Origin of the sequence: Nocardia jinanensis (assembly GCF_014645735.1) — a bacterium.
In the GTDB taxonomy this organism is placed as follows: Bacteria; Actinomycetota; Actinomycetes; order Mycobacteriales; family Mycobacteriaceae; genus Nocardia; species Nocardia jinanensis.
Map to the genome: position 1 here is coordinate 761,617 of NZ_BMMH01000001.1, position 23,430 is coordinate 785,046.

Sequence of the window (23,430 nt, forward strand, 5' to 3'; positions counted from 1 at the left end):
GCGTAAACCAGGCAGCCGTGACGCGCGGCAGGGACGAGGAGCAATGACCCACAGCAACGGAACCGCCAAACCCGGCCCGGGCAAGCCCGGTCGCCCCTCGAGTGCTCCCAAGCCCGGTAACCGTCCCAAACCCGGCGAACCGCATCCCACCCCGGCCGCGATGAAAGCGTCCGGTCCGGCCACCGAACATCCGCATCCGGTGATCGTGCCGAGCGCCACCGACCCCAGCGTCTGGGGGCGGGTCGACGAGGATGGCACCGCCTGGGTCAAGACCCCCGAGGGCGAACGAGTCGTCGGCTCCTGGCAGGCCGGAGACGCCGCCGAAGGGCTGGCGCATTTCGGCCGCCGCTTCGACGATCTGGCCACCGAAGTCGCCCTGCTGGAGGCCCGGCTCGCCGCCGGCACCGACGCCCGCAAGACCAAGGCCGCAGCCCTCGCCCTGGCCGAAACACTGCCCACGGCCGCGGTCATCGGCGATATCGAGGGTCTGGCCATCCGGCTGGGCGCGATCGCCGAACATTCCGACGAAGCCGCCGCCCAGGCCAAGGAGGAGAAAGAACGGACCCGGCACGAACACACCGAGCGCAAGGAAGCGCTCGCCGCCGAAGCCGAGCAGATCGCCGCCGAATCCAGCCAGTGGAAGGCCGCCGGCGACCGGTTGCGCGAAATCCTGGACGAGTGGAAGACCATCCGGGGCGTCGACCGCAAGGTCGACGACGCCCTCTGGCGGCGGTATTCGAAGGCCAGGGAGGCCTTCAACCGCCGCCGGGGTGCTCATTTCGCCGAACTGGACCGGGAACGGGCCGCTGCCAAGACTCGCAAGGAAGAGCTCTGCGTCCAGGCCGAGGAACTTTCCGGCTCCACCGATTGGCCCGCCACCGCCGCGGTCTTCCGGGAACTGCTGGTCGAATGGAAGAACGCGGGCCGCGCTCCCAGGGAAGCCGACGAGGCGCTGTGGCGGCGGTTCAAGAGCGCCCAGGACGTCTTCTTCGCCGGCCGCAACGCGGCGGCGAACGAACGCGACGCCGAGTTCGCCGATAACGCGGTCGCCAAGGAAGAGCTGCTGCGCAGCTACGAACCGGCCATCGACCCCGATACCGATCTCGAGGGTGCCCGGGCCGCACTACGTGATCTGCAGGAACGCTGGGACGCCGTGGGCAAGGTCCCGCGCGAGCGGATGCACGATCTCGAGGGCCGGTTGCGTGCTCTGGAGAAGCGGGTCCGGCAGGCCGCCGACGCCCAGTGGCGCCGCACCGACCCGGAGGCCCTGGCCCGGGCCGCACAGTTCCGCGAGCGAGTGGCCCAGTTCGAGGAGCAGGCCGCGAAGGCCACAGCCGCCGGTAAAACCCGGGACGCGGAGAAGGCTCTCGCGCAAGCCCAGCAGTGGCGGGAATGGGCCGACGCGGCGGAGGGCGCGGTCAGCAATCTCTGACCGGTCCCACTGGTACCGCTCCGTCCGCCGCGCCGATCGCGGCGGACGGACCTGTTTGCGGGCTCAGTCCTTTCCGAACCGCTCCCGCCGCTGCCTTTCCTCCTCGCGGGCCGCGGCGATCCGCCGCTGTTCCTCGGCTGCCAGCTGTACCGCGGTGCGGCTCCAGACGACCTTCACCCAGTGGAAAGTCAGCACCATGACCGCGAGTGTGCCCACTACCAGGCCGAGTCCCGGCCCGGCTCCCACGTAGTTGTTCAGGCCCGGGGTCTGCCGGTGCCAGATCGAGAACACTCCGAACGCGCTGGCGATCGCCGACCCGGCCACCGCGACCCACGCCAGTACCCAGCGCCGGGTCATCAGGGCCAGCAACGAGAACCCGATCCCGAAGATCAGCACGAACCAGACGAAGATCCGCGACGGCAACCCGATGTGCTCGGCTGTGGCGGCCTCCGACCCGAGCAGGACATCGAAACCGCGCGCGCCACCGGTATGTGGCAGCACCAGCGATAGCAGCAGGACGAATACCGCGCCCGCCACCACCATGGCCCGCACACCGGGGTCGATCTCACCGGCGATCCGGCGTTCCACCGCGTCGAGGTCTTCCCGGAATTCTTCGAACTGCTCGGTTTCGGCCGGATTCACTTCGTCCTCGTTTCCCTCGCCTGATCCGTCTCCCGCGGCCGGGGTTCCCGGCGTCGCACCCGTCGGCGATACGGCGTCCCGGCCGTTCTCCGGTGAGCGGCCCTCGTCGCGATCGTCGTCGCCGGTCGCGCTCATATCCCGCATCCGGAGGCACAACCCGAAGCGACCGGTTCCGGAGCGGGGGCCCCGATCCGCGGCAGCCCCAGCCCCACACCGATCGGGGCGGTCTTCGGAGTGGTCCCGGCCTCGTGCGCGTCGCCGGCCCGGGTCCGGCGGTGATCCCGGAGTCCCGCATCCGCCACCAGGTGGTGCGGGGCCGCACCGGTCACCTCGACGGTGACCAGATCGCCCGGGCGGATCCGCGTGGCTGCCCCGTCCGGCCGGAAGTGCACCAGCCTGCCGTCCCGGGCCCGTCCGCTCATCCGGGCGGTCGCCGCGTTCTTCCTGCCCGCGCCGTCGGCCACCAGCAGTTCGACCTCGGTCCCGACCAGGGCGTGGTTGGCTTCCAGACAGACCTGTTCCTGGAGTGCGATGAGCCGGTCGTAACGCTCCTGCACCACCTTCTTGGGCACCTGATCCGCCATCTCGGCGGCCGGGGTGCCCGGTCGCGGCGAATACTGGAAGGTGAAGGCGCTCGTGAAACGGGCCTGGCGCACCACGTCGAGGGTCTGCTGGAAATCCTCCTCGGTCTCCCCGGGGAAACCGACGATGATGTCGGTGGTGATCGCGGCATGCGGCATCGCCGCCCGAACCTTCTCGATGATCCCGAGGTAGCGCGCCTGCCGGTAGGACCGGCGCATGGATTTCAGCACGCGGTCCGAACCCGACTGCAACGGCATATGCAGTTGCGGGCAGACGTTCGGAGTCTCGGCCATCGCCTCGATGACGTCGTCGGTGAACTCCGCCGGATGCGGAGAGGTGAAGCGCACCCGCTCCAGGCCCTCGATGCCGCCGCAGGCGCGCAGCAGTTTAGCGAACGCCCCCCGGTCACGGGGCTGGTCGGGGTCGGCGAAGGAGGCACCGTAGGCGTTGACGTTCTGCCCGAGCAGCGTCACCTCCAGCACACCCTGGTCCACCAGGGCCTGTACCTCGGCCAGAATATCGCCGGGTCGCCGGTCCACCTCTTTACCGCGCAGCGCGGGCACGATACAGAAGGTGCAGGTGTTGTTGCACCCGACCGAGATCGATACCCAGCCCGCGTACGCCGATTCGCGTCGGGCCGGCAGGGTCGAGGGAAACGCCTCGAGCGATTCCAGGATCTCGACCTGGGCCTCGTCGTTGTGCCGGGCCCGTTCCAGCAGTACCGGTAGCGAACCGATGTTGTGCGTACCGAACACCACGTCCACCCAGGGCGCCCGGCTCAGCACCGAATCGCGATCCTTCTGGGCCAGGCAGCCGCCCACGGCGATCTGCATACCGGGTCGCGAGGCCTTGATCGGCGCGAGATGGCCGAGGGTGCCGTACAGCTTGTTGTCCGCGTTCTCCCGCACCGCGCAGGTGTTGAAGACCACCAGGTCGGCCGGCGCCCCGGGCGCGGCCTTCCGGTATCCCGCATCCTCGAGCAGGCCGGACAAGCGTTCGGAATCGTGCACGTTCATCTGGCAACCGAAGGTGCGGACCTCGTAACTACGCGCGCCCGGCGGCTCGATCCGGGTGGGGAGCGCTACCTGTCCGATCGAATCCACGCGTCCAGGGTACGGGCCGGGGTCCGGGCGTTTTCCAGCAGATCCGCACCTCCGCGGCGGCGGCCGCACCCGGGACGGCGCCCGCCCGCGCCGCGGCGGGGACGGCACGGTGGCCCCCGTCACAGCAGCTGCGCCGGCCCGGCAATTCCGCGCGATCTTTCCGTGCGGCCCGTGGAAGGCAAATCCCGGCCGAGCAAACGGATTACAGCGGATTACCATCGGGTTAAACCCGAATTTCGGCTCGGTGTGGCGTCGGGGTGTGTCGCCGAAAGGCTCGCAAAACCGGAATTTCGGCTTAAGGTCAGTTCCATGACCGACACCGACGCCGACGCGCCCGGGGCGGCCGGCGACACCACCGCTCCGCCCATGATCACCCTACGCGCCGTCGACAAGCACTTCGGTGCCCTGCATGTCCTGCGCGATATCAACCTCGAGGTGCCCCGCGGGCAGGTCGTGATCGTGCTCGGGCCGTCGGGCTCCGGGAAATCGACACTCTGCCGCACCATCAACCGGCTGGAGCCGATCGATTCCGGCGAGATCAGCGTCGACGGAGTGCCGCTGCCCGCCGAGGGTCGCGCCCTCGCCGCGCTGCGCGCCGATGTCGGCATGGTCTTCCAATCGTTCAACCTCTTCGCGCACAAGACGATCCTGGAGAACGTCATGCTCGCGCCGTTGAAGGTCCGCGGGACCAAGAAGGACGAGACCCGCCGGCATGCGATGGAACTGCTGGAACGTGTCGGTATCGCCAACCAGGCCGATAAGTACCCCGCACAACTCTCCGGCGGTCAGCAGCAACGTGTCGCCATCGCCCGGGCGCTGGCCATGAACCCCAAGGTGATGCTCTTCGACGAGCCGACCTCGGCCCTCGACCCGGAAATGGTCAACGAAGTCCTCGACGTGATGGTCTCGCTGGCCAAAGAGGGCATGACCATGCTGGTGGTCACCCATGAGATGGGCTTCGCCCGCCGCGCCGGCGACCGGGTGCTGTTCATGGCCGACGGCCAGGTCGTGGAGGACACCGACCCCGAGACGTTCTTCAGCGCACCGAAGTCCGATCGTGCCAAGGACTTCCTGGGCAAGATTCTCAGTCACTGAATCTGTCCGGCGGATAGACAGGCACAAACTCGAGGGCATCGCGCCGTCGAGGAGATGAGGGAAGGAAACCGATGAGGATCAATCGAGCACTCCGCATCGCGGTCGGCGCGGTCGCGGTGGCCGTCACCGCGGCCACCACCGCGGCCTGCGGCGGCGGCAGCGATAAAACCGCGCTGGAGAACGCCCAGGAAGGCGAGCTCACCATCGGCGTCAAATACGATCAGCCCGGTCTGGGCCTGCGTAATACCGACGGGACCTACAGCGGCTTCGATATCGAAGTGGCCAAGTACGTGGCCTCCAAACTCGGCGTCCAGCCGGACGGCATCACCTTCAAGGAAGCGCCCTCCGCGCAGCGCGAAACCCTGATCGAGAACGGGCAGGTCGATTTCGTCGTCGCCACCTACTCGATCACCGACGCGCGCAAGGAGAAGGTCGATTTCGCCGGCCCCTACTACGTCGCGGGCCAGAGCCTGCTGGTGCGAGCCGACAACAACGAGATCACCGGTCCGGAGAGCCTCAAAGGTAAGACGGTGTGCTCGGTAACCGGCTCGACGCCGGCGCAGAACATCCAGAAGAAGTATCCCGACACCCAGCTGCAGACCTACGACACCTACTCGCTGTGCCTCGAGGGTCTCAACAGCGGTGCCGTCGCGGCGGTGACCACCGACGACATCATCCTGGCCGGTTACGCCTCGCAGGCACCGGGCAAGTACAAGGTCGTCGGCGAGAAGTTCACCACCGAGAACTACGGGATCGGCCTGAAGAAGGGCGATCAGGACACCCGTAACAAGATCAACGACGCGATCGCGGAAATGATCAGCTCGGGCGCCTGGGACACCGCTTTCCAGGAAACGGTCGGTAAGGCCGCGAGCTACGAAACCCCGCAGACCCCGCAGGTCGACCGGTACTGACCACCGCATCGGAGGGCCGGGTCGCGAGCGCGACCCGGCCCTCCGATCCCGGCCTATCCCGCCGATCGGAGGCGCGCAACCACCGTGTTCGATTTGATCTCGGAATACGACACCCAGCTGCTCGACGCATTCTGGATGACCATAAAACTGACCGCGCTCTCGGCGGTGGGCTCCCTGGTGCTGGGCACCGTCGTCGCCGGAATGCGGGTATCGCCGATCCCCGTGGCCCGCTGGGTCGGCACGGCTTACGTAGCCGTGTTCCGCAACACCCCGCTCACCCTCATCCTGGTGTTCTGTTCGCTGGGTCTCTACTCCACACTCGGGATGAACCTGGCCTCGGAGGGCCCCACCTCGCTGGCCGACAACAACTTCCGCTGGGCCGTCATCGGACTGAGCGTGTACACGGCGGCATTCGTCTGTGAATCGCTGCGAGCCGGTATCAACACCGTACCGATAGGCCAGTCCGAGGCCGGACGCTCGCTGGGCCTGGGCTTTCTGCAGAACCTGCGGATCATCGTGCTGCCGCAGGCGTTCCGTGCGGTGATCGCGCCACTGGGCAGCGTGTTCATCGCGCTGACCAAGAACACGACGGTCGCCTCCGCGATCAGTGTCGCCGAAGCGTCGTTCCTGATGAAGAACATGATCGAAACCGAGGCGGCGCTGCTGGCCATCGGCTTGATCTTCACACTCGGTTTCGTGATTCTGACGCTGCCCGCCGGCCTGCTGTTCGGGCATCTGGCCAAACGATTCGAGGTGGCCCGATGATGCGATACTGCGATACCTCCGCCTTCGCTGCGGCCTCCGCGGACCGCATCAACCCGTTCCGTGGGAGGCACGATGATGCGATACCTCCGCCTTCGCTGCGGCCTCCGCGGACCGCATCAACCCGTTCCGTGGGAGGCACGATGATGCGATACCTCCGCCTTCGCTGCGGCCTCCGCGGACCGCATGAATCTGCTTCGTGGGAGGCGCTATGACACGCCAGGCTTCCGTTCTCTATGATTCCCCGGGCCCCGCCGCCCGGGTTCGCAATATCGCCTATTCCGTCCTGGTGTTCGCGGTCGTCGTGGCCGCGGGCTGGTTCGTCTACCGCGGCTTCGCCGATAAAGGGCAGTTCACGGCCGAGAAATGGGAACCGTTCCTGGACGGGGCGGTGTGGAGCACCTATATCCTGCCCGGCCTGCGCGGCACGGTGGTCGCGGCGCTGCTGTCCATCGTGCTCGCGTTGGTGATCGGCATGATCTTCGGGATCGCCCGGCTCTCGGATCACCGCTGGGTGCGCTGGACCGCGGGCACGATCGTCGAGATCGCCCGCGCCATCCCGGTGCTGATCCTGATGATCTTCTTGTTCGCCCTGTACTCCGAATACGACCTATTCGAATCCGAGTATTTGGCGCTGGGTGCCGTGGTGACGGCACTGACGATCTACAACGGATCGGTGATCGCCGAGATCGTGCGCGCCGGAATCCTGTCGCTGCCCAAGGGACAGACCGAAGCCGGTGTGGCGCTCGGTCTGCGCAAGGGTCAGCTGATGCGGCTCATTCTGCTCCCGCAGGCGATCACCGCCATGCTGCCGGCGCTGATCTCCCAGATGGTGGTCGCGCTGAAGGATTCGGCACTGGGCTACGTGATCACCTACGAGGAGGTCGTCCGCAGCGCCCAGCAGCTCGGGGCCGCGGAATCCAATACGATCCCCGCGCTCATCGTGGTCGCCATCATCATGATCGTGCTGAATGTGCTGCTCTCCACGATCGCCACCTCGTTGGAGAAGCGCCTGCGGTCCGGTCGCCGCAAACGTGGCGCAGCGGTCGTCCCGGCCGATTCGGTGATCGGGGACGCGGCCCCCGGGGTGGATATCACCAAGTAGTCCGACCCGCTGTGTCCGGCCCCGCTGGGTCGGGCACAGCGGACCGGCGCGCGCTGAGTCGATCCCGAATCAACACGGAGCTGCCGCCCTGGCGCTCTCGATCCGAGTGCCGATCAGCGCTGAGCCGATCTCGGCCGCTGTCAATCCAGCGGAGCATCCTCGTGGCCGAGCCCATCGGCCCCGTCCCATTCGGCTTTGACCACCGCATATGCCACGGAATGTCCGTAACCGCGGCGGGCCAGCATCCCAACCAGCCGCCGGATGGCCTTCTCCCGCTCCAGACCCGCGGGTAGGCTCCGGAGTTTGCGGCGCACCAGTTCGGTAGCGCGCTCATATTCGTCGTCGGCAGTGACGGTCTCCAGCGCGACGGCCGAATCCTCCTGCGATACCCCTTTGCGCCGCAGTTCCTGTTCCAGGGCACGCCGGCCCTTCCCCGAGAAACCGTGCCGCTGCCGCACCCATTGCTGCGCGAAATCGATATCGTCGATCAGCCCGATTTCGGCCAGCCGGTCGAGTACCTGATCGATCACCTCGGGCGGGTATTCCTTGGCGGATAGTCGCTGGGCGAGTTCCGCACGGCTGCGCGCACGTACGGCCAGTAATCGAAGGCAGACTTCCTTGGCCTGTTCGAGGCTGCCCGCGGCATCGCCGCCTGCGGATTCGCGAGAAGCGCTTCGCCGCTGGACCGACGCCCCATCAGGTGCGCCGGAGTCGGCCGGACGAGCCCGCTGCGGATCGGGCTCGTCCGGCCGTGAGCCCCGGGCGGCACCGGGGGCTGCGCCACCCGCCGCCAGGAGTTCGTCGAGTCGGCGCCGCACCTCCGCCACCGGATCGGTGGTCTCGGCGTGCGCCCTGGTCCGTTCGGCCATCGGGTCAGAAATCGGCCGGGGTCTCTTCCATCGCGGTCACATCCGCGCCGATCCCCAGCTTTTCCTTGATCTTCTTCTCGACCTCGTCCCGGACATCGGTGTTCTCCAGGAGGAATTTCCGGGCGTTCTCCTTGCCCTGCCCCAGCTGATCACCTTCGTAGGTGTACCAGGAGCCGGATTTACGAATGAATCCGTGCTCCACGCCCATATCGATCAGCGAGCCCTCCTTCGAAATTCCGTGGCCGTACAGAATATCGAATTCGGCCTGTTTGAACGGCGGCGAAACCTTGTTCTTCACGACCTTGACCCGGGTCCGGTTACCCACCGCGTCGCTGCCGTCCTTCAACGTTTCGATACGGCGCACATCGAGCCGCACGGACGCGTAGAACTTGAGCGCCTTGCCACCCGTGGTCGTTTCGGGGGAACCGAACATGACGCCGATCTTCTCGCGCAGCTGGTTGATGAAGATGGCGGTGGTACCGGAATTGTTCAGAGCACTGGTCATCTTGCGCAGTGCCTGGCTCATCAGGCGGGCCTGCAGACCGACGTGACTGTCACCCATTTCGCCTTCGATCTCGGCACGGGGCACCAGGGCGGCCACCGAGTCGATAACGATGATGTCGATGGCGCCGGAGCGGACCAGCATATCGGCGATTTCCAGAGCCTGTTCACCGGTATCCGGCTGGGACACCAGCAGCGCGTCGGTATCGACACCGAGTTTGGCGGCGTAATCGGGGTCGAGCGCGTGTTCGGCGTCGATGAAGGCGGCGACACCGCCGGCTGCCTGCGCATTGGCGACCGCGTGCAACGCGACCGTGGTCTTACCGGAGGCTTCCGGACCGTAGATCTCCACGACCCGGCCACGCGGCAGGCCGCCGATACCCAGTGCGACGTCGAGCGCGATCGAACCGGTCGGGATCACCGATATCGGCTGCCGGGCCTCCTCACCGAGACGCATCACCGCTCCCTTGCCGAAACTCTTCTCGACCTGCGCGAGTGCGAGTTCGAGCGCTTTGTCGCGGTCGTAGGCCTGTGGCGCCATCGTGACTCCCCTTTTCACCGGGTGGGTAGGTAGGTGGTGTGGTTGGCGCCCACAGTAGAGGTCGGCACCGACAAGTTCCGGCATCAGCCTAGACGAACAGATGTTCGAGTCAAGCTACGGTTCCGCGCGTCGCGAGAGCGCGCCGGGGCCGGTTCACCACTGCGGGAGTTCGGTCGCATCCCCTTCCGGTCGGGGCCCGTGGATACGCCGTTGCGCCTGCGTGATGGGCACATCGTCGATACTCGCCTCCCGGCGTGCCATCAGACCGTCCGGCGCGAACTCCCACTGTTCGTTGCCGTAGCTGCGCCACCACTGCTCGGTGTCGTCGTGCCATTCGTACTGGAAACGTACGGCGATACGATCGCCCGACCAGGCCCACAACTCCTTGCGCAGGGCATAGCCGTTCTCTTTCGCCCATTTTCGCGTCAGGAAGTCCACAACGGCCGGGCGGCCGGTGAAGTACTCGTCGCGGTTACGCCAGGCCGTGTCGACGGTGTACGCGGCGGCCACGAGCTCGGGGTCCCGGGTGTTCCAGGCATTCTCGGCCGCGCGCACTTTGGCCGCGGCGGTCACGGCATCGAACGGGGGCAGGGGTGGTCGCATCCGAGCGACTCCTTTCACGGGTTGACAGGTGACAGTTCGGGCGGACTCCAGCGCAGTGGCCCTACGGTACGTTCGGCCACCTCGCGCACGGTGAATTCGACCCCGGCGGGGCCGGGGCCGGCCGGACCGTCCGCCCACGACAGTTCGGCCGTGCCGGTGAGCTGGAGCAGACCGCCGGTGTTCCAGTCCGGGATCAGCACACCACAGCGGGGCTCCACCGCGAGGTTGCCGAGGGTCATGAACATCGAGTTGCCGCGGTACTCCGGCCAGTACAGCCGGGTGGGCGACCGTACTTCCAGGAAGCCGGGAGCGCCTCCACGATGGGATGCGTCGGCCCGGCCCGCCGTATCCGCACTGCCCACGAAGAAGGCATCGGCCGCGGCTGCCGCGGCCCGCTGCCGGGCGTTCAGCTCGGCGCCGCGGCGAACCTCCCCCCACGGCCGCGGCGCTACGGCACCGGAAACGATATGCCGCCGGGAAATGTATTTCGGGCAGTTCGAATAGACCTGCTCCACGGTCATACGCAACCGATCGCCGATCCGCCGCACCGTACCGTTGGCCCGCATCCGCCGCCGGCGCCCCGGTTCGATGGCGATGAGCCCGAGCCGCCACGGTCCGTTCGGCGGGGTCAGCGGATCCCCCACCTCCGGTACCGCCCCGATCTCGAGCGTGCGCTCGTCGAGGATCCGCACGAAGCCCGGCGACCCGGCCAATTGGGTGACCCAGGGACGACCCGCTTCGTCCGCCGCGGCGATCACGACCATCGGCTGCTCGGCCAGGAAGTGGGCGGCGGCGTCGGGAATCGTGGTGCGGATCGTCCGTCCGACCTTCTCGGCGATACCCGCCTGCCCGGCTCGGCGCTGGACAGCCAGTTCACCCGGATGGAAGACGTTCATCGTGCGACCGTGCCGCTCAGAAGAAACCGCAGGTAGGCGCCGCACCGCTGGGCGCGGGCGCGGATTCGGCTCCCGACGGCGCGAAGACCTCGAGCCGGATTCCGTCCGGATCCGCGAAGAAGATACCGCCGGAACCCACCCCTTCACCGTGCGCGACCACGCCGTCGTAGAGGAAGGTGACCGCGCGTTCGGTCAGCGCGGCCTCCACCTGCCGCACCTGATCGAGGGAGGAAACCCCGAACGAGAGGTGGTGCAGCCCGGGCCGGTCCACCGCGAACTTCCCCGCACTCTGCTGCCACAGCGTGAGCACGAGCTCTCCCGCCGAGCCGAGAAAGGCCCACCGCCGATCACCGTCGGCGCCGGTAGCGAGTTCCTCGAAGCCCAGGACGTCTCGGTAGAAAAGCACCGAGCGGTCCAGTTCCGCGACGTTCAAACCGATATGCCCGGTGGTGAGCCGTGGCGCGACAGCTGTGCCCATGTTCCATCCTTTGCTTCTAACCGTCAAACTACTTTGAACGGTTAGAAGCTAGCGCGCGAGAGCGCCCACCGTCAACCGGCAAAATTAATTTAGACAGTTAGACTGGTTTCACACACTCGGACACGAACGAGGAGACCGTTACCCTCAGGCATGCTCGATCCACGCCCCCACCTCGGTGAACCGCCAGCTCTGGACCTGCTGAACACGCGGTGGATGGAGCACGGCCCACGTGACCTGCTCACCGATGTGGCCGGTCTGCGGATCTGGCTGGCGTCGGCGGAACTGCCCGGCGCGTCCACCGCGGACGAACGCACGCTGGACGCCGTGCTCACCGCCCGGACCGCCGTGTACGACGCGGTCGTGCACGGCACCCGCGATGCTCTCAACGAGGTGCTCGAGCGGGGCCGGATCCGGCACCACCTCACCGAAACCGGCCCGGCCGCGACACCCGAGGTCGCCGACCCGGCCTGGTTACCCGGGTGGCTGGCGGCGGACAACCTGCTGACCCTGCTGGCCGACGCCCCCGACCGCATCCGCCGCTGCGCCCACCCGGACTGCGTCCTTTTCTTCTACGACACGTCCAAGAACGGAACCCGCCGCTGGCATTCGATGACCACCTGCGGCAACCGGGCCAAAGCGGCGCGGCATCACGCACGCAGGACCTGATCCGCCCGGACAGCGGGCGGGTTCACCAACGCGATCGCGGGACGTCGAACTCGGCGCACAGTGCACGCCATACCTCGCGAGGATCGACACCGGCTTCGATGGCAGCGGCGCCGGTCCGGCCACCGAGCGCGAGGATGCTGTGATCGCTGAGCAGAGTGTCGCCTCGGGCCTCGCCGAATTCGGTGTGCATGAGTTCCTGGAATTCCGTCAACCGCACCGTGCACAAGTTACCCGCACGGCCGCCACGGCCGCGGTGCGGTCGGTGCGTCGTCCCGCCACGGTGCGGTCGATGCGGCCCACCACGGCGCGGTCAGTGCGCCCGCACCGAATCGAGTACCCGGTGACAGATCCGCACCGGATCGGCGACATCGGAGACCCCGGCGGCCGCGGCCCGAGCCGCCTCGGTGAAACCCGGTTCGGCCAGCACTCGCAGTACCGCCGCACGCACCGCCTCCGGAGTGAGCGGCCGGACCAGCAGTGAGGAACCCTGGCGTTGTGCGCGATTGGCGAGTTCCCACTGGTCACCGCCACCGGGCACAGTCACCACGGGCACTCCCGCGGATAGTGATTTCGCCAGCAGGCCGTGTCCACCACCACCGACCACGACAGCGGCGTGGGTCAGCAGTTCGTCCTGCCGCCCGAGACCGGCGCTCGCCCATTCCGGTAGCGACCGCGGCGGTTCGTCGAGCGTGGAGATCGCCACGCGGACCCCCGTTCCGTCGAGTGCTTCGAGTACTGTCTCCGCCATCCCCGCCACCCCGGTGTGCGCGGTGGAGGGCGCCACGACCACGAGGGGGCCGTCCCCCGGCGGCAGATCCAATCGCCGCTCGGTGGGCTCCCACAGCAGCGGCCCGACCAATTCGGCCTCCTCCGGCCAGTCCGGACGCGAAACCTCCAGTGCGGGCAGGGTCGCGATCAACCGCGCGGCCGGTCCCGGATCGGTCGCCGGCAGACCCACCCCGGCTCTGGCGGCTTCCCGTTGCCGCAGCCCGTTGCGCACCGCGCGAGCGGTGAACCTCCGCAGCACCGAATCGCGGGCACGTCCGCGCACCCCGGTGCCCGGTGCGAGCCCGCTCCCGATGGGCGGCAGACCTTTCGACGGCAGATACAGCGGATGCGGCGAGAGCTCGACCCACGGCACCCGCAGCCGCTCGGCGGCCAGGCCGCCGCCCGCGGTGAGCACATCCGACACAACCAGTTCCGGCAGCATGGCACCGAGTTCGGGCAGGATCTCGGTCGAGATATAAGCGGCCCGTTGATGGATCCGGGCACCGGCGTCACTATCGTCGTCGGTCGGCCTGGGCGCCAGCCCTTTCAGCCGCCGCACCCCGATACCGGCCGCCCGCGCGGCCTCGAACCAGCGGGGGCCGGTGAAGAGAACAGGATCGTCGCCCGCGTCCCGGAACCGCAGGCACAACGCGATAGCGGGAAACGCATGACCCGGATCGGGACCGGCGACAACAGCCACTCGCATCGGGCCATGCTATCGGCGTGCCGGCGCATGCCGATTCGAGGCCCCGTTGTTCCGCACCGCGACGCCCCGAAAACACCTCACCCGGCGAAGGTGAACAGTTCGAATCCGACAGCGCGCTCGGCGTCGAACCCGTCCAGCGGCGCCGTCGTCACAGTGACCACCGCACGCACCTGGTCGGCCACCGGTTCCGGGCTCAGCACCTCCAGGTAGCGGCGGTGTTCGGCCAGTGATGCCTCGGCGGCGGGCACGGCGGCGGTGACATCCACCGCGTGGGTGGCGCCGGTCGGGACGGCCACTGCGGCCCAGCGGGCGGTCCACGGCGGCGGATCGGTGAGCTCGGGGAATATCCATTCGTTGCCGGCGTCGGAGACGGCGTCGAGGGCCGCCCGGCCGACGGCCCGGTGATCGGCGCTGTTGACGATCCCGGGCGCCCAGGTCGGCCCGAAATGGCCGAGCACCACCAACTCCGGGCGGTGCCGGCGGATGGCGGCGGCCAGATCGCGCCGCAATGCGGGGTTCGCTTCGATCCGGCCGTCGGGATGACCGAGGAACTCCACCTCACGGACCCCGACGACAGCGGCCGAGGCGCGTTCCTCCGCCTCCCGCAACGGCCGGGCCTGCGCGGGCGGCATACCCGCGATTCCGGCTTCCCCGGAGGTCACCAGCACGTACCGGACGTCCTTGCCCTGACCGGTCCAGCGGGCCACCGCGGCGGCGACCCCGTACTCGATATCGTCGGGGTGCGCGACGATCACCACGGCGCGCTGCCAGTCCTCCGGAAGGTGCTGCATGACGCCATTCAAACACCGCCCCATGCCCGGTGACACAGAAAAGCCGGATGACTCTCCGGGTAGCAGAGGGTCATCCGGCCACGAATTCGCGCCCGGGGCGGTCAGACCTTGGTAACCGAGTTGTCGTCCGAACCGGCGATCGCCTTGTAGAGCAGATACAGCCCGAACACCACCGCTCCGATCACCAGGATCGGGAACAGTCCTTTGATCAGTGCGCCGATCACCGCCAGCGCGATCCAGACGACGGCGACCACGCCGATGATCTTCCACAGCATTTGTGCCTCCCAGCGGTTGTTCCTGCTTCGAGCATGACACCGCCGAGACGGGAAATCACCAGGTGAAATGCAATATCCGGGGAAGATCAGGGTTGTCCCTGAGGGGTTACCGGCGGGCTCGGCGCTGGGGCGCGTCCGCCTCCATCGGTGTCTGCCACGGGGCCCGTCCAGCGGCCGGTGGCAGCAACGATCCGGGAACGCGGTCGGCGAGTTCGGTGAGTGCCTGGGCCCAGCCGTCCATCCGGTCGGCGGCCTGCCGCAGGTCGGCGACGATACCGTCGAACTCGTAGCGGAGCGCGCCGGTTTCGTCGACCGCGAGAACCCGGGTGGCCGCCGCGACCACCTGTTCGTATTCGGCGACACCGCCGTCGAGCCGTACGACGATCGACTGGAGGGTTTCGCGGAGCCGATGGACGTCGGCCGCATCGGTGATCTCGCCCGCGCCCCCGCTGAGGGTGCGGACCGCACTTTCCATCGTGGCGATATCGGCGGCGAGTGCGGTGAGCGCGGCAGCGCCGGAGCCGGCGGTGGCGACCAGATCCTCGAGCTCACCGGCGGGCAGGCGCCGCGAGCGGGCGATCTGACCGGCGACCTCGTGCAGCGCCCGTTCGGCGCGAGCCAAACGCGTTATCGCGGGACGGCCGGCGGATCGGGCGGCGGGGAGTTTGCGCGGGACGTACCCGGCGAGTGGTAGTGGAGCCCGCCGCAACCGCAGATAGCGGCGGGTGCTCAGGGCGGCGCCGGTGACCAAGGCGACCGCTCCACCGCCGAGCACCACAACAGCCCAGGCGGGGGCGGACAGGATCACCAGCCCGACCGCTCCGGCGGTGGTGAGACCGGAGGCAGTGCCGAGACCGATACTGCGCCGCCGGGCGCGGCGGCGCCGCCGGAGTTCGCGTTCTCGCGGATCGGCCCAGCGGCGGACCGCGACGAGCGCGTTTTCTCCGGCATCACGCAGAGTGTCGGCGACGTAGGCGGCCTGCGGCTGCAACTCGGGCCACGCACGGGCGGATTCCCGGGACCCGGTCGGGAATCGGGGCCTGTCAGACTTCATCGCTGTCCTCGCCGAACTCGTGGGGCCGCTACTGCTGCGCGGTCTGACCCTTGTTCATCTGTGGTTGTGGTTGTGCGGGTTCGGTCGCGGACTCGCCGGCGTCGATCGCCGCATTGGTGTTGCCGGCGGGCAGCGAATCGCCGCGCATCGAGGCGCGGATCTGCTCGAGCCTGCTGTGCCCGGCCATCTGGACGCTGGCCTGCTGGACTTCGAGCATGCGCCCCTGGACGGTGTTCTGGGCGAGTTCGGCGGACCCGAGTGCGGTGGCGTAGCGGCGCTCGATCTTCTCCCGCACCGCGTCCAGGCTTGGCACGCTGCCGGGTGCGGACAGCGTGCTGTCCATCTGCTGCAGGGACGCGCTGACCTGTTCCTGCATCTTGGCCTGTTCGAGCTGGCTGAGCAGTTTGGTGCGCTCGGCGACCTTCTGCTGCAGCAGCATCGCGTTCTGCTCCACCGCCTTCTTGGCCTGGGCGGCGGCCTGCAGTGACTGGTCGTGCAGCACCTTCAGGTCCTCGACCGACTGTTCGGCGGTGACCAGCTGCGCGGCGAACGCCTCGGCGGCGTTGGTGTACTGGATCGCCTTCTCGGCATCACTCGCGGCATTGGCCTGATCGGCGAGGACGACGGCCTGGCGGGCATTGGCGTTGAGCTTCTCGACCTCGTCGAGCTGCCGGTTCAGTTTCATCTCCAGCTGACGCTGGTTTCCGATCACCGAGGCGGCCTGCTGGGACAGGGCCTGGTGCTGACGCTGAGCCTCTTCGATAGCCTGCTGAATCTGGACCTTCGGATCCGCGTGCTCCTCGATCTTGGAATCGAAGAGGGCCATCAGATATTTCCAGGCCTTCGTGAACGGATTAGCCATCGGTTGATCCCGCCTCCATCTGCTGTGCCGCCTGGGCGACTCGGAGTGCGCGACCGTCACGCACTCGATACATGCCTATCCTCCACCATGCGGTGCCGGGTACCGGCCACCGAACGACGCCGCGTCTCACGAGAGCGGCCCGCGTCGGCGCGTACCTACGAATCTATCCGTTCCCATGCGCCGCGCGCATTGTCACGATCGGATATACCGCCGCTATAACCGGTCAGGCGGCTTCGACCAGGACCAGAGGTCCGTTGGTAGGCGCGGGAATGACGATCCTGGTATCCCCGTCCACCTGGGTCCGGGTTCCGGGACCGGCCGACCCGGTGGCGACGGCCGCCGTCGAGGGAGCGGGTTCGGCGGCCGCCTCGACGGACTCCGGGACAGCGGCGGTCCGGGCCGGTTCTCCGGCCGGGGCGGCGGTTACGGGCAGGTCCTCACCGGCGATCGCGGTGCTCACATCCCACAGCACCCGCGACAGCGGGACATCGAGCGCCTCGCAGATGGCGGCCAGCAGTTCGCTGGACGCCTCCTTGCGGCCACGCTCGACTTCGGAGAGGTAGCCCAGGCTCACCCGCGCCGAGGTCGATACTTCGCGCAGGGTCCGGCTCTGGGCGAGGCGCGCACGCCGCAGACTGTCCCCGATCGCTTCTCGCAACAGCGTCATCGAGTTCTCCTTCTCCCGGTAGGCGTCGCCCACGGCACGCACGCGGTTCTCTCTTCGCACAACGTCGGAACAGGCCCCGTGGGTTCCCGGGCCGGCCACGGAACTGCTCACCGGGTGAGTGATTCGCCCCGCACGCACCGCAGCAGTTCCTGTACCGCTGCCTGCGTCGCTGTGAACCTGATATTCCACCGGTCGCCGGAGAGTTTCAACCGCATCACCTCGGTATGGCCGGGCCCGGCCAGTCCGAGGAAGACGGTGCCGGCACCGATTCCGTCCTGCGGGTCCGGTCCGGCGACCCCGGTGAGTGCGATTCCCCAGTCGGCGCCGCAGCGGATCCGTGCCCCGACCGCGAGCTGTTCCGCGGTACTCGCGGACACCGGGCCCTCGCCGGCGAGTACCTGCTCGTCGACCCCGGCGAGACTGTGCTTGAGATCCGTCGCGTACACCACCAGCCCGCCACGCAGCACGGCACTGGCACCGGGCACACCGGCGATCGTGGCCGATACCAGGCCGGCGGTGAGCGATTCGGCGGTGGCGACGGTCTGTCCGCTGTCCCGTAGGGCGACGACCAGTTCGGCGGCCGCGCTACCGGCGGTCAGCGGGCCGGTGTGCTCGGCGGTCATCCGCGGGTGCGGTGAGGTCCGGCCAGCCAGAGCCTGGCGGCCTGGCCGACGTAGTCCAGCCCCGTTACCACTGTCAGCACCAACGCGATCCACATCAGCGTCATTCCCGCGGTAGCGAAGCCACCCGACAGCGGCAGCAGCAGCACACCGATGGCCACCGACTGGACGAGTGTTTTGAGTTTCCCGCCGCGACCGGCCGGGATGACTCCCCGGCGCACCACCGCGAGCCGTAGCAGGGTGACTCCGATCTCGCGCGCGCAGATGACGACGGTCATCCACCACGGCAGATCACCCAGGAGTGAGAGCCCGATGAGCGCCGAACCGATGAGCGCTTTGTCGGCGATGGGGTCGGCGAGTTTTCCGAAATCGGTGACGAGACCGTATTTGCGGGCCAGCTGCCCGTCGAATCGGTCGGTGACGGCGGCGAGCGCGAAAACAACGGTCGCGGTGATCCGCCATCCGGTCTGGTGCCCCCCGCCGGCGAACAGGGCCAGGACGAACAGCGGTACCAGCGCGATCCGGATCATGGTGAGAACGTTGGCGATGTTCAGTAACGGGACCGCTGATTCGGCGGGCGCGGGTACGAGATTGCCGCGCGGTGGTCCGGGCACGGTGAGACGCCGGTCCATCTCCTCGGGGTGCACGCTCATGGCCGCCTCTGCGCCACCGCGCCGGGACAGGCGCGCAGGGTCGAACGGGAGGGCGGAGTCTGCGGCACACACTCAGACTATCGGTAGCCCGGCCGACTACTGTGCACCCCATGACCTCACGGGGACCGCTGAGTGGTTCGACCAGCGACGCGCTCGATACGCAGACCGCCACCGTGCGGGTGCGTCGCGCCCGCACCTCCGATGTCCCGGCGATCAAATCACTCGTCGATGTGTACGCGGGTCGCATTCTGCTGGAGAAGAACCTCGTCAACCTGTACGAATCGGTACAGGAGTTCTGGGTGGCCGAACTCGGCGACCGGGTGGTGGGCTGCGGTGCCTTGCACGTGCTGTGGGCCGATCTCGGTGAGGTGCGCACGGTGGCGGTACACCCGGAGGTCAAGGGCCACGGTGTGGGCAAACTCATCGTGGAACAGCTGGTCGATGTGGCCCGGGAGCTGGAACTGCGGCGGTTGTTCGTGCTCACCTTCGAGGTCGAGTTCTTCGCCCGGCACGGTTTCGCGGAGATCGAGGGCACCCCGGTGACCGCGGAGGTGTACGCGGAGATGTGCCGGTCCTACGACACCGGCGTAGCGGAGTTCCTGGACCTGAGCTTTGTGAAACCGAACACTCTCGGCAATACCCGGATGCTGCTCACACTGTGAGGTCGCCGGGCCGGCGCTGCACGCCGCCGCTCCCGGGACCATCCCCCGAGTCCGGGTGCGCACTAGAGTCGACCGGTGCCCATTTTCGCTGTTCACTACACTTATTCCGAAGCCACCGTGCCCGCGCGGGATACCCATCGCCCGCGCCACCGCGCCTGGCTGGCCGACCGGCTGACCGATAACGCACTGCTCAGCAGTGGCCCCTACCCGGACGGGTCCGGAGCGCTGTTGCTGTTCCGCGCGGCAGATGCCGCCGCACTGGAGGATCTGCTGGCGCAGGACCCGTTCGCTCAGGAGAAGCTGATCGACGAGGTGCGAGCGGTCGAATGGCAGCCCGTTCTCGGAGTATTCGCCGGCTGACCCCCGCCCGGGCACCGGCCCGGACGGGGGCGGTCCCCCGGCGCTACTCGCCGGGGCCCGAGGCCGATTTCGACCGGGCCTGTCCGCGGGTGCGCAGCAGGCTGGCGACGGTCGCGACGACCAGGATGCCGAGGATCACCAACAGCGACACCGCGGTGGAGATCTCCGGGACACTCACATGCTCACCGCCGTTGATGAACGGCAGGCTGTTCTCGTGCAGCGCGTGCAGCACCAACTTGACGCCGATGAAGGCGAGGATGGCCGCCAGACCGTAGGACAGGTAGACCAGCCGGTCGAGCAGGCCACCGATCAGGAAATAGAGCTGGCGCAGTCCCATCAGCGCGAATGCGTTGGCAGTGAACACGATGTAGGGCTCTTCGGTGAGGCCGTAGATGGCCGGGATCGAATCGAGCGCGAACAGCAGATCGGCGAAACCGATAGCCAGTAGCGCGAGCAGCATCGGGGTCACCGTCCGGCGGCCGTCGATACGAGTGATCAGTTTGTCGCCATCGTAGGTCTCGGTGGTCGGCACCAGGCGTTTGACCAGCGCGACGATCCGGCTGTCACGTTTTTGCTCCTCTTCGACCTCGTGGCCGCTCTCCTTGAGCAGTTTGACCGCGGTGTAGACGAGGAAGAAGCCGAACAGGTAGAAGACCCAGCTGAAGGCGCTGATCGCGGCCGCGCCGACCGCGATGAAGCCACCGCGCATGGCCAGGGCCACCACGATGCCGATGAGCAGCACCTTCTGCTGGTAGATCCGGGGTACCGCGAAGGTGGACATGATGATCAGGAAGACGAACAGGTTGTCCACCGAGAGCGCCTTCTCGGTGACGAAACCGGCGTAGTACTCACCGGCGAATGTCCCGCCCCATTTCCAGGCGATCACCCCGCCGAAAGCCAGGGCCAGGCCGATGTACACCGCGGACCAGAAGCCGGACTCGCGGAAGGTCGGTTCGTGCGGGGTGCGCACATGGGCGAAGAAGTCGAAGACGAACAACCCGAGGATCACCACGATGGTGATTCCCCAGACGAGAGCGGTTACCTGCATACGGCGATCCGTTCAGCGGTACGAGTCATGGCATCAATCATGCCCGATATGACCGATTCAGCCGACTTGCGGGGTGGTTGCCCGCTATCGTCGCATATCGGCGACCCTGCCGATCGGCAGCACACCGGTCATTCGGTGTCCGACTCCTCCTCGTCGCCCCCGCCGCGAATCGACCAGAGCAGCCCGTCCAGCTCGTCCGGTTTGACCAGCACATCGCGCGCCTTGGAGCCTTCGCTCGGCCCCACCACACCGCGGGTCTCCATCAGATCCATCAACCGTCCCGCCTTCGCGAACCCGACCCGCAGTTTGCGCTGCAGCATCGAGGTGGACCCGAACTGAGAGGTGACCACCAACTCCACTGCCTGGAGGAAGACATCGAGATCGTCGCCGATATCCGGGTCGACATCCTTCTTCTCCCCGGCCTTGGCCGCCGTGACGCCCTCGGTGTACTCCGGCTCGGCCTGGTTCTTGGCGAACTCGACGACCCCGTGGATCTCCTCGTCGCTGATGAAGGCACCCTGCAACCGGGTCGGTTTACCGGCGCCCATCGGCAGGAACAAGCCGTCACCCATACCGATGAGTTTCTCGGCGCCGGGCTGATCGAGGATAACGCGCGAATCGGTGAGCGAGGAGGTCGCGAAGGCCAGCCGGGACGGCACATTCGTCTTGATCAGGCCCGTCACCACATCCACCGACGGCCGCTGGGTGGCCAGTACCAGATGGATACCGGCGGCCCGCGCCTTCTGCGTGATCCGGACGATGGCGTCCTCGACATCGCGGGGCGCGGTCATCATCAGATCGGCGAGTTCGTCCACGATGGCCAGGATGTACGGGTAGGGCCGGTACACCCGTTCGCTGCCCAGCGGCGTGGTGATGGCGCCGGATTTCACCTTGCGGTTGAAATCATCGATATGGCGGACCTTACTGGCCTGCATATCCTGATACCGCTGCTCCATCTCCTCCACCAGCCAGGCCAGCGCCGCGGCAGCCTTCTTCGGCTGGGTGATGATGGGTGTGATCAGATGCGGGATCCCCTCGTAGGGAGTCAGTTCCACCATCTTCGGGTCGATCAGGATCATCCGGACCTCGTCCGGTGTGGCCCGCTGCAACAGCGACACCAGCATCGAGTTCACGAAACTCGATTTACCGGAACCGGTGGAACCCGCTACCAGCAGATGCGGCATCTTGGCCAGATTGGCCGATACGAACTCGCCCTCGATGTTCTTGCCGAGGCCGATGACCAGCGGATGATGGTCGTTTCGGGTGGACGGCGCGGTGAGCACGTCGGCAAGCCGGACCAGTTCCCGGTCGGCGTTGGGCACCTCGATGCCGACAGCGGATTTCCCCGGGATCGGCGCGAGTAGGCGCACGTTCTCGGTGGCCACGGCATAGGCGATATTGCGGGTCAGCGCGGTGATCTTCTCGACCTTCACACCCGGCCCGAGTTCCACCTCGTACCGGGTGACGGTCGGGCCCCGCACGAAACCGGTCACCGCGGCGTCGATCTTGAATTGCACCAGTACCTCGGTGATCGCCTCGATCATCGATTCATTGGCGGCGCTGCGCTTACGGGGCGGGTCGCCCTCGACGAGGAGATTGATCGGCGGCAGGGTGTAATCACCCTCGATGACCCGATCGGTGACGAACTCCGGTTCCGGCAGTGGCGGCGGGGTCTGATCGACCACCGCGGGCACGGCGGGTTTGCGCTTCTTGCGCTTCCCGGGTTGTTCCCCGCCCGGGGCCGTGATCGGTTTGGCGTCGCGCAGCGGCGGCTCGCCGGTACCTCCGGCCGCGGGCCCCACGAATTCGTCGGCCGGGTAGTTCTCGGTGGGGGTACGGCTGCGGCGGCGAGATCTGGTGGGTACCTCCCCGGCGCCGGCCTCGTACTCGTCGACCGGGTCGTAGCCGTCCCGGTAGTCCGCCTCCCCCTCGTAGCCGGGCGCTCCGAAGAATTCGCGCAGCCGCTGCGGCGCTTCCCGCACCGTCGTCCCGGTCACCAGCAGCACACCGAACACCATGGCCAGCAGCAGGATGGGCACCGACAGCCAGGCGGTGAGACCGTCGGTCACCGGCCCGCCGATGACGAATCCCACGAACCCGGCCGCATCGGCACGTCCGGCCGCGCCGGTGGGGGCTCCGTCGGCGATATGCCACAACCCGAGCAGCGGCAACCCGATCAGCAGACCGCCCAATACCAGCCGGGGCCGGATCTCCGGGCGGGGCTCGGTACGCATGAGCACCACCGCTATACCGGAGGCGACGAACGGCAGCAGCGCCGAAGCCGAACCGGTGACCGCACGGATGACCGCGTCCACCGCGCGCCCGATGGGTCCGCCCGCGGACAGCCAGACGGCGGCCGCGATCACCGCGCTGAGTGCGATCAATCCGAGGGCGGCTCCGTCGCGTCGATGACCGTGCTCGATCTCCCCCGCCCGGCTGATGGCCCGGGTGGTGGCACCCAGCCCACGGGCCGCCATCGTCCAACCGCCGCTCACCATCCGGCTGAACACCGCCAGCGGCGCGGTCTCCGAACGTCGCGCGGCGGCGGGCCGGCGGGCCGCGGTGCGGCGATGTGGGCGGGCGCCGGCGGCCGGGCGCGCGGCAGCCTTACGTGTGGTTCTACGAGCCGGACCCTGGGCCGCGGCCGCGCCGGCCGTACCGCGTGAATTGTCCGAACGAGAACGCGCAGCGGTGGTCCGCCCCCGAGCCGATCCCGCCCGCGTACCAGGTGTGGTCGTGCCGCGGGACTTACCTGCCATTGCCTCAGGCTAGCCGCAA

At 67.8% G+C, this 23,430-nt stretch carries 26 protein-coding genes; 8 read left to right on the forward strand and 18 right to left on the reverse strand.

The window, feature by feature from the left end; all coding sequences use genetic code 11:
* Nucleotides 1-43 precede the first annotated feature (43 nt).
* Nucleotides 44-1,432: a DUF349 domain-containing protein gene (locus IEY68_RS03490; protein ID WP_062996052.1), complete on the forward strand. Its 1,389-nt coding sequence runs from the start codon at nucleotides 44-46 to the stop codon at nucleotides 1,430-1,432.
* A 63-nt stretch (nucleotides 1,433-1,495) separates the two neighbouring features.
* Here the strand turns inward: IEY68_RS03490 and IEY68_RS03495 are convergent, their stop codons facing one another.
* Together IEY68_RS03495 and miaB are read right to left on the reverse strand one after the other, a co-directional pair.
* Entirely contained in the window at nucleotides 1,496-2,218 is a 723-nt protein-coding gene (locus tag IEY68_RS03495) for an Rv2732c family membrane protein (RefSeq protein ID WP_373292935.1), read from the reverse strand.
* Nucleotides 2,206-3,759: a tRNA (N6-isopentenyl adenosine(37)-C2)-methylthiotransferase MiaB gene (gene miaB / locus IEY68_RS03500; protein WP_268241615.1), complete on the reverse strand. Its 1,554-nt coding sequence runs from the start codon at nucleotides 3,757-3,759 to the stop codon at nucleotides 2,206-2,208. The genes IEY68_RS03495 and miaB overlap by 13 nt, the downstream gene beginning before the upstream one ends.
* Nucleotides 3,760-4,125: 366 nt before the next feature.
* On the opposite strand from miaB, the gene IEY68_RS03505 reads away from it, so the two are divergent.
* The 4 genes from IEY68_RS03505 (at nucleotide 4,126) to IEY68_RS03520 (ending at nucleotide 7,632) form a co-directional block, all read left to right on the forward strand.
* Nucleotides 4,126-4,854, forward strand: a complete 729-nt coding sequence (locus IEY68_RS03505; protein WP_189094047.1) for an amino acid ABC transporter ATP-binding protein — start codon at nucleotides 4,126-4,128, stop codon at nucleotides 4,852-4,854.
* Nucleotides 4,855-4,925: 71 nt separating this feature from the next.
* Nucleotides 4,926-5,765, forward strand: a complete 840-nt coding sequence (locus tag IEY68_RS03510; protein ID WP_062996056.1) for a glutamate ABC transporter substrate-binding protein — start codon at nucleotides 4,926-4,928, stop codon at nucleotides 5,763-5,765.
* Between the two features lie 84 nt (nucleotides 5,766-5,849).
* Nucleotides 5,850-6,530: an amino acid ABC transporter permease gene (locus IEY68_RS03515; protein ID WP_189094007.1), complete on the forward strand. Its 681-nt coding sequence runs from the start codon at nucleotides 5,850-5,852 to the stop codon at nucleotides 6,528-6,530.
* 208 nt (nucleotides 6,531-6,738) lie between these two features.
* Nucleotides 6,739-7,632, forward strand: coding sequence for an amino acid ABC transporter permease (locus tag IEY68_RS03520; protein ID WP_062996058.1), 894 nt, complete (start codon nucleotides 6,739-6,741; stop codon nucleotides 7,630-7,632).
* A 140-nt stretch (nucleotides 7,633-7,772) separates the two neighbouring features.
* Here the strand turns inward: IEY68_RS03520 and recX are convergent, their stop codons facing one another.
* From recX to IEY68_RS03545, 5 genes are all read right to left on the reverse strand, one after another.
* Complete coding sequence (recX, locus tag IEY68_RS03525; protein WP_229718607.1) at nucleotides 7,773-8,426, reverse strand: recombination regulator RecX; 654 nt, start codon at nucleotides 8,424-8,426, stop codon at nucleotides 7,773-7,775.
* Nucleotides 8,427-8,505: 79 nt separating this feature from the next.
* On the reverse strand, nucleotides 8,506-9,543 hold the full coding sequence (recA, locus tag IEY68_RS03530) for a recombinase RecA (RefSeq protein WP_062996060.1): 1,038 nt from the start codon (nucleotides 9,541-9,543) through the stop codon (nucleotides 8,506-8,508).
* A 153-nt stretch (nucleotides 9,544-9,696) separates the two neighbouring features.
* Nucleotides 9,697-10,146, reverse strand: coding sequence for a nuclear transport factor 2 family protein (locus tag IEY68_RS03535; RefSeq protein ID WP_062996155.1), 450 nt, complete (start codon nucleotides 10,144-10,146; stop codon nucleotides 9,697-9,699).
* Nucleotides 10,147-10,160: 14 nt separating this feature from the next.
* Complete coding sequence (locus tag IEY68_RS03540) at nucleotides 10,161-11,042, reverse strand: pyridoxamine 5'-phosphate oxidase family protein (RefSeq protein ID WP_062996062.1); 882 nt, start codon at nucleotides 11,040-11,042, stop codon at nucleotides 10,161-10,163.
* A gap of 16 nt (nucleotides 11,043-11,058) precedes the next feature.
* A complete protein-coding gene (locus IEY68_RS03545) occupies nucleotides 11,059-11,520 on the reverse strand; it encodes a VOC family protein (protein ID WP_062996064.1) in 462 nt (153 codons plus the stop codon).
* A 150-nt stretch (nucleotides 11,521-11,670) separates the two neighbouring features.
* Between IEY68_RS03545 and IEY68_RS03550 the strand changes: the two genes are divergently transcribed.
* Nucleotides 11,671-12,186, forward strand: a complete 516-nt coding sequence (locus IEY68_RS03550) for a CGNR zinc finger domain-containing protein (protein ID WP_062996072.1) — start codon at nucleotides 11,671-11,673, stop codon at nucleotides 12,184-12,186.
* 22 nt (nucleotides 12,187-12,208) lie between these two features.
* Here IEY68_RS03550 and IEY68_RS03555 read toward each other — a convergent pair whose 3' ends face one another.
* The 9 genes from IEY68_RS03555 to pgsA all read right to left on the reverse strand — a co-directional run bounded on the left by IEY68_RS03555 (nucleotide 12,209) and on the right by pgsA (nucleotide 18,561).
* Complete coding sequence (locus IEY68_RS03555; RefSeq protein ID WP_062996157.1) at nucleotides 12,209-12,403, reverse strand: DUF3046 domain-containing protein; 195 nt, start codon at nucleotides 12,401-12,403, stop codon at nucleotides 12,209-12,211.
* 93 nt (nucleotides 12,404-12,496) lie between these two features.
* On the reverse strand, nucleotides 12,497-13,660 hold the full coding sequence (locus tag IEY68_RS03560) for a glycosyltransferase (RefSeq protein WP_062996074.1): 1,164 nt from the start codon (nucleotides 13,658-13,660) through the stop codon (nucleotides 12,497-12,499).
* A 77-nt stretch (nucleotides 13,661-13,737) separates the two neighbouring features.
* Entirely contained in the window at nucleotides 13,738-14,451 is a 714-nt protein-coding gene (locus IEY68_RS03565; protein ID WP_062996076.1) for a PIG-L deacetylase family protein, read from the reverse strand.
* A gap of 101 nt (nucleotides 14,452-14,552) precedes the next feature.
* Nucleotides 14,553-14,726: a hypothetical protein gene (locus tag IEY68_RS03570; RefSeq protein ID WP_189094009.1), complete on the reverse strand. Its 174-nt coding sequence runs from the start codon at nucleotides 14,724-14,726 to the stop codon at nucleotides 14,553-14,555.
* 106 nt (nucleotides 14,727-14,832) lie between these two features.
* Nucleotides 14,833-15,780 carry a phage shock envelope stress response protein PspM gene (pspM, locus tag IEY68_RS03575; protein WP_063916188.1) on the reverse strand — a complete coding sequence of 316 codons (948 nt, stop codon included), beginning with the start codon at nucleotides 15,778-15,780 and terminating at the stop codon, nucleotides 14,833-14,835.
* Nucleotides 15,781-15,808: 28 nt separating this feature from the next.
* Nucleotides 15,809-16,642: a phage shock protein PspA gene (gene pspA / locus IEY68_RS03580; protein ID WP_062996078.1), complete on the reverse strand. Its 834-nt coding sequence runs from the start codon at nucleotides 16,640-16,642 to the stop codon at nucleotides 15,809-15,811.
* A 223-nt stretch (nucleotides 16,643-16,865) separates the two neighbouring features.
* Nucleotides 16,866-17,309 (reverse strand): helix-turn-helix domain-containing protein, encoded by a 444-nt coding sequence (locus IEY68_RS03585; RefSeq protein ID WP_062996159.1) that lies wholly within the window; start codon nucleotides 17,307-17,309, stop codon nucleotides 16,866-16,868.
* 107 nt (nucleotides 17,310-17,416) lie between these two features.
* Nucleotides 17,417-17,932, reverse strand: coding sequence for a CinA family protein (locus IEY68_RS03590; RefSeq protein WP_062996080.1), 516 nt, complete (start codon nucleotides 17,930-17,932; stop codon nucleotides 17,417-17,419).
* Nucleotides 17,929-18,561, reverse strand: coding sequence for a CDP-diacylglycerol--glycerol-3-phosphate 3-phosphatidyltransferase (gene pgsA, locus IEY68_RS03595; RefSeq protein ID WP_062996161.1), 633 nt, complete (start codon nucleotides 18,559-18,561; stop codon nucleotides 17,929-17,931). The genes IEY68_RS03590 and pgsA overlap by 4 nt, the downstream gene beginning before the upstream one ends.
* A gap of 131 nt (nucleotides 18,562-18,692) precedes the next feature.
* On the opposite strand from pgsA, the gene IEY68_RS03600 reads away from it, so the two are divergent.
* Together IEY68_RS03600 and IEY68_RS03605 are read left to right on the forward strand one after the other, a co-directional pair.
* The gene (locus IEY68_RS03600; protein WP_062996082.1) at nucleotides 18,693-19,244 is read left to right on the forward strand and encodes an amino-acid N-acetyltransferase; all 552 of its coding nucleotides are present in this window, start codon (nucleotides 18,693-18,695) and stop codon (nucleotides 19,242-19,244) included.
* 75 nt (nucleotides 19,245-19,319) lie between these two features.
* Complete coding sequence (locus tag IEY68_RS03605) at nucleotides 19,320-19,604, forward strand: YciI family protein (protein WP_062996084.1); 285 nt, start codon at nucleotides 19,320-19,322, stop codon at nucleotides 19,602-19,604.
* A 43-nt stretch (nucleotides 19,605-19,647) separates the two neighbouring features.
* Here the strand turns inward: IEY68_RS03605 and IEY68_RS03610 are convergent, their stop codons facing one another.
* Nucleotides 19,648-20,652: a TerC family protein gene (locus tag IEY68_RS03610; protein ID WP_062996086.1), complete on the reverse strand. Its 1,005-nt coding sequence runs from the start codon at nucleotides 20,650-20,652 to the stop codon at nucleotides 19,648-19,650.
* 128 nt (nucleotides 20,653-20,780) lie between these two features.
* Complete coding sequence (locus IEY68_RS03615; protein ID WP_195826241.1) at nucleotides 20,781-23,411, reverse strand: DNA translocase FtsK; 2,631 nt, start codon at nucleotides 23,409-23,411, stop codon at nucleotides 20,781-20,783.
* Nucleotides 23,412-23,430: the final 19 nt, after the last annotated feature.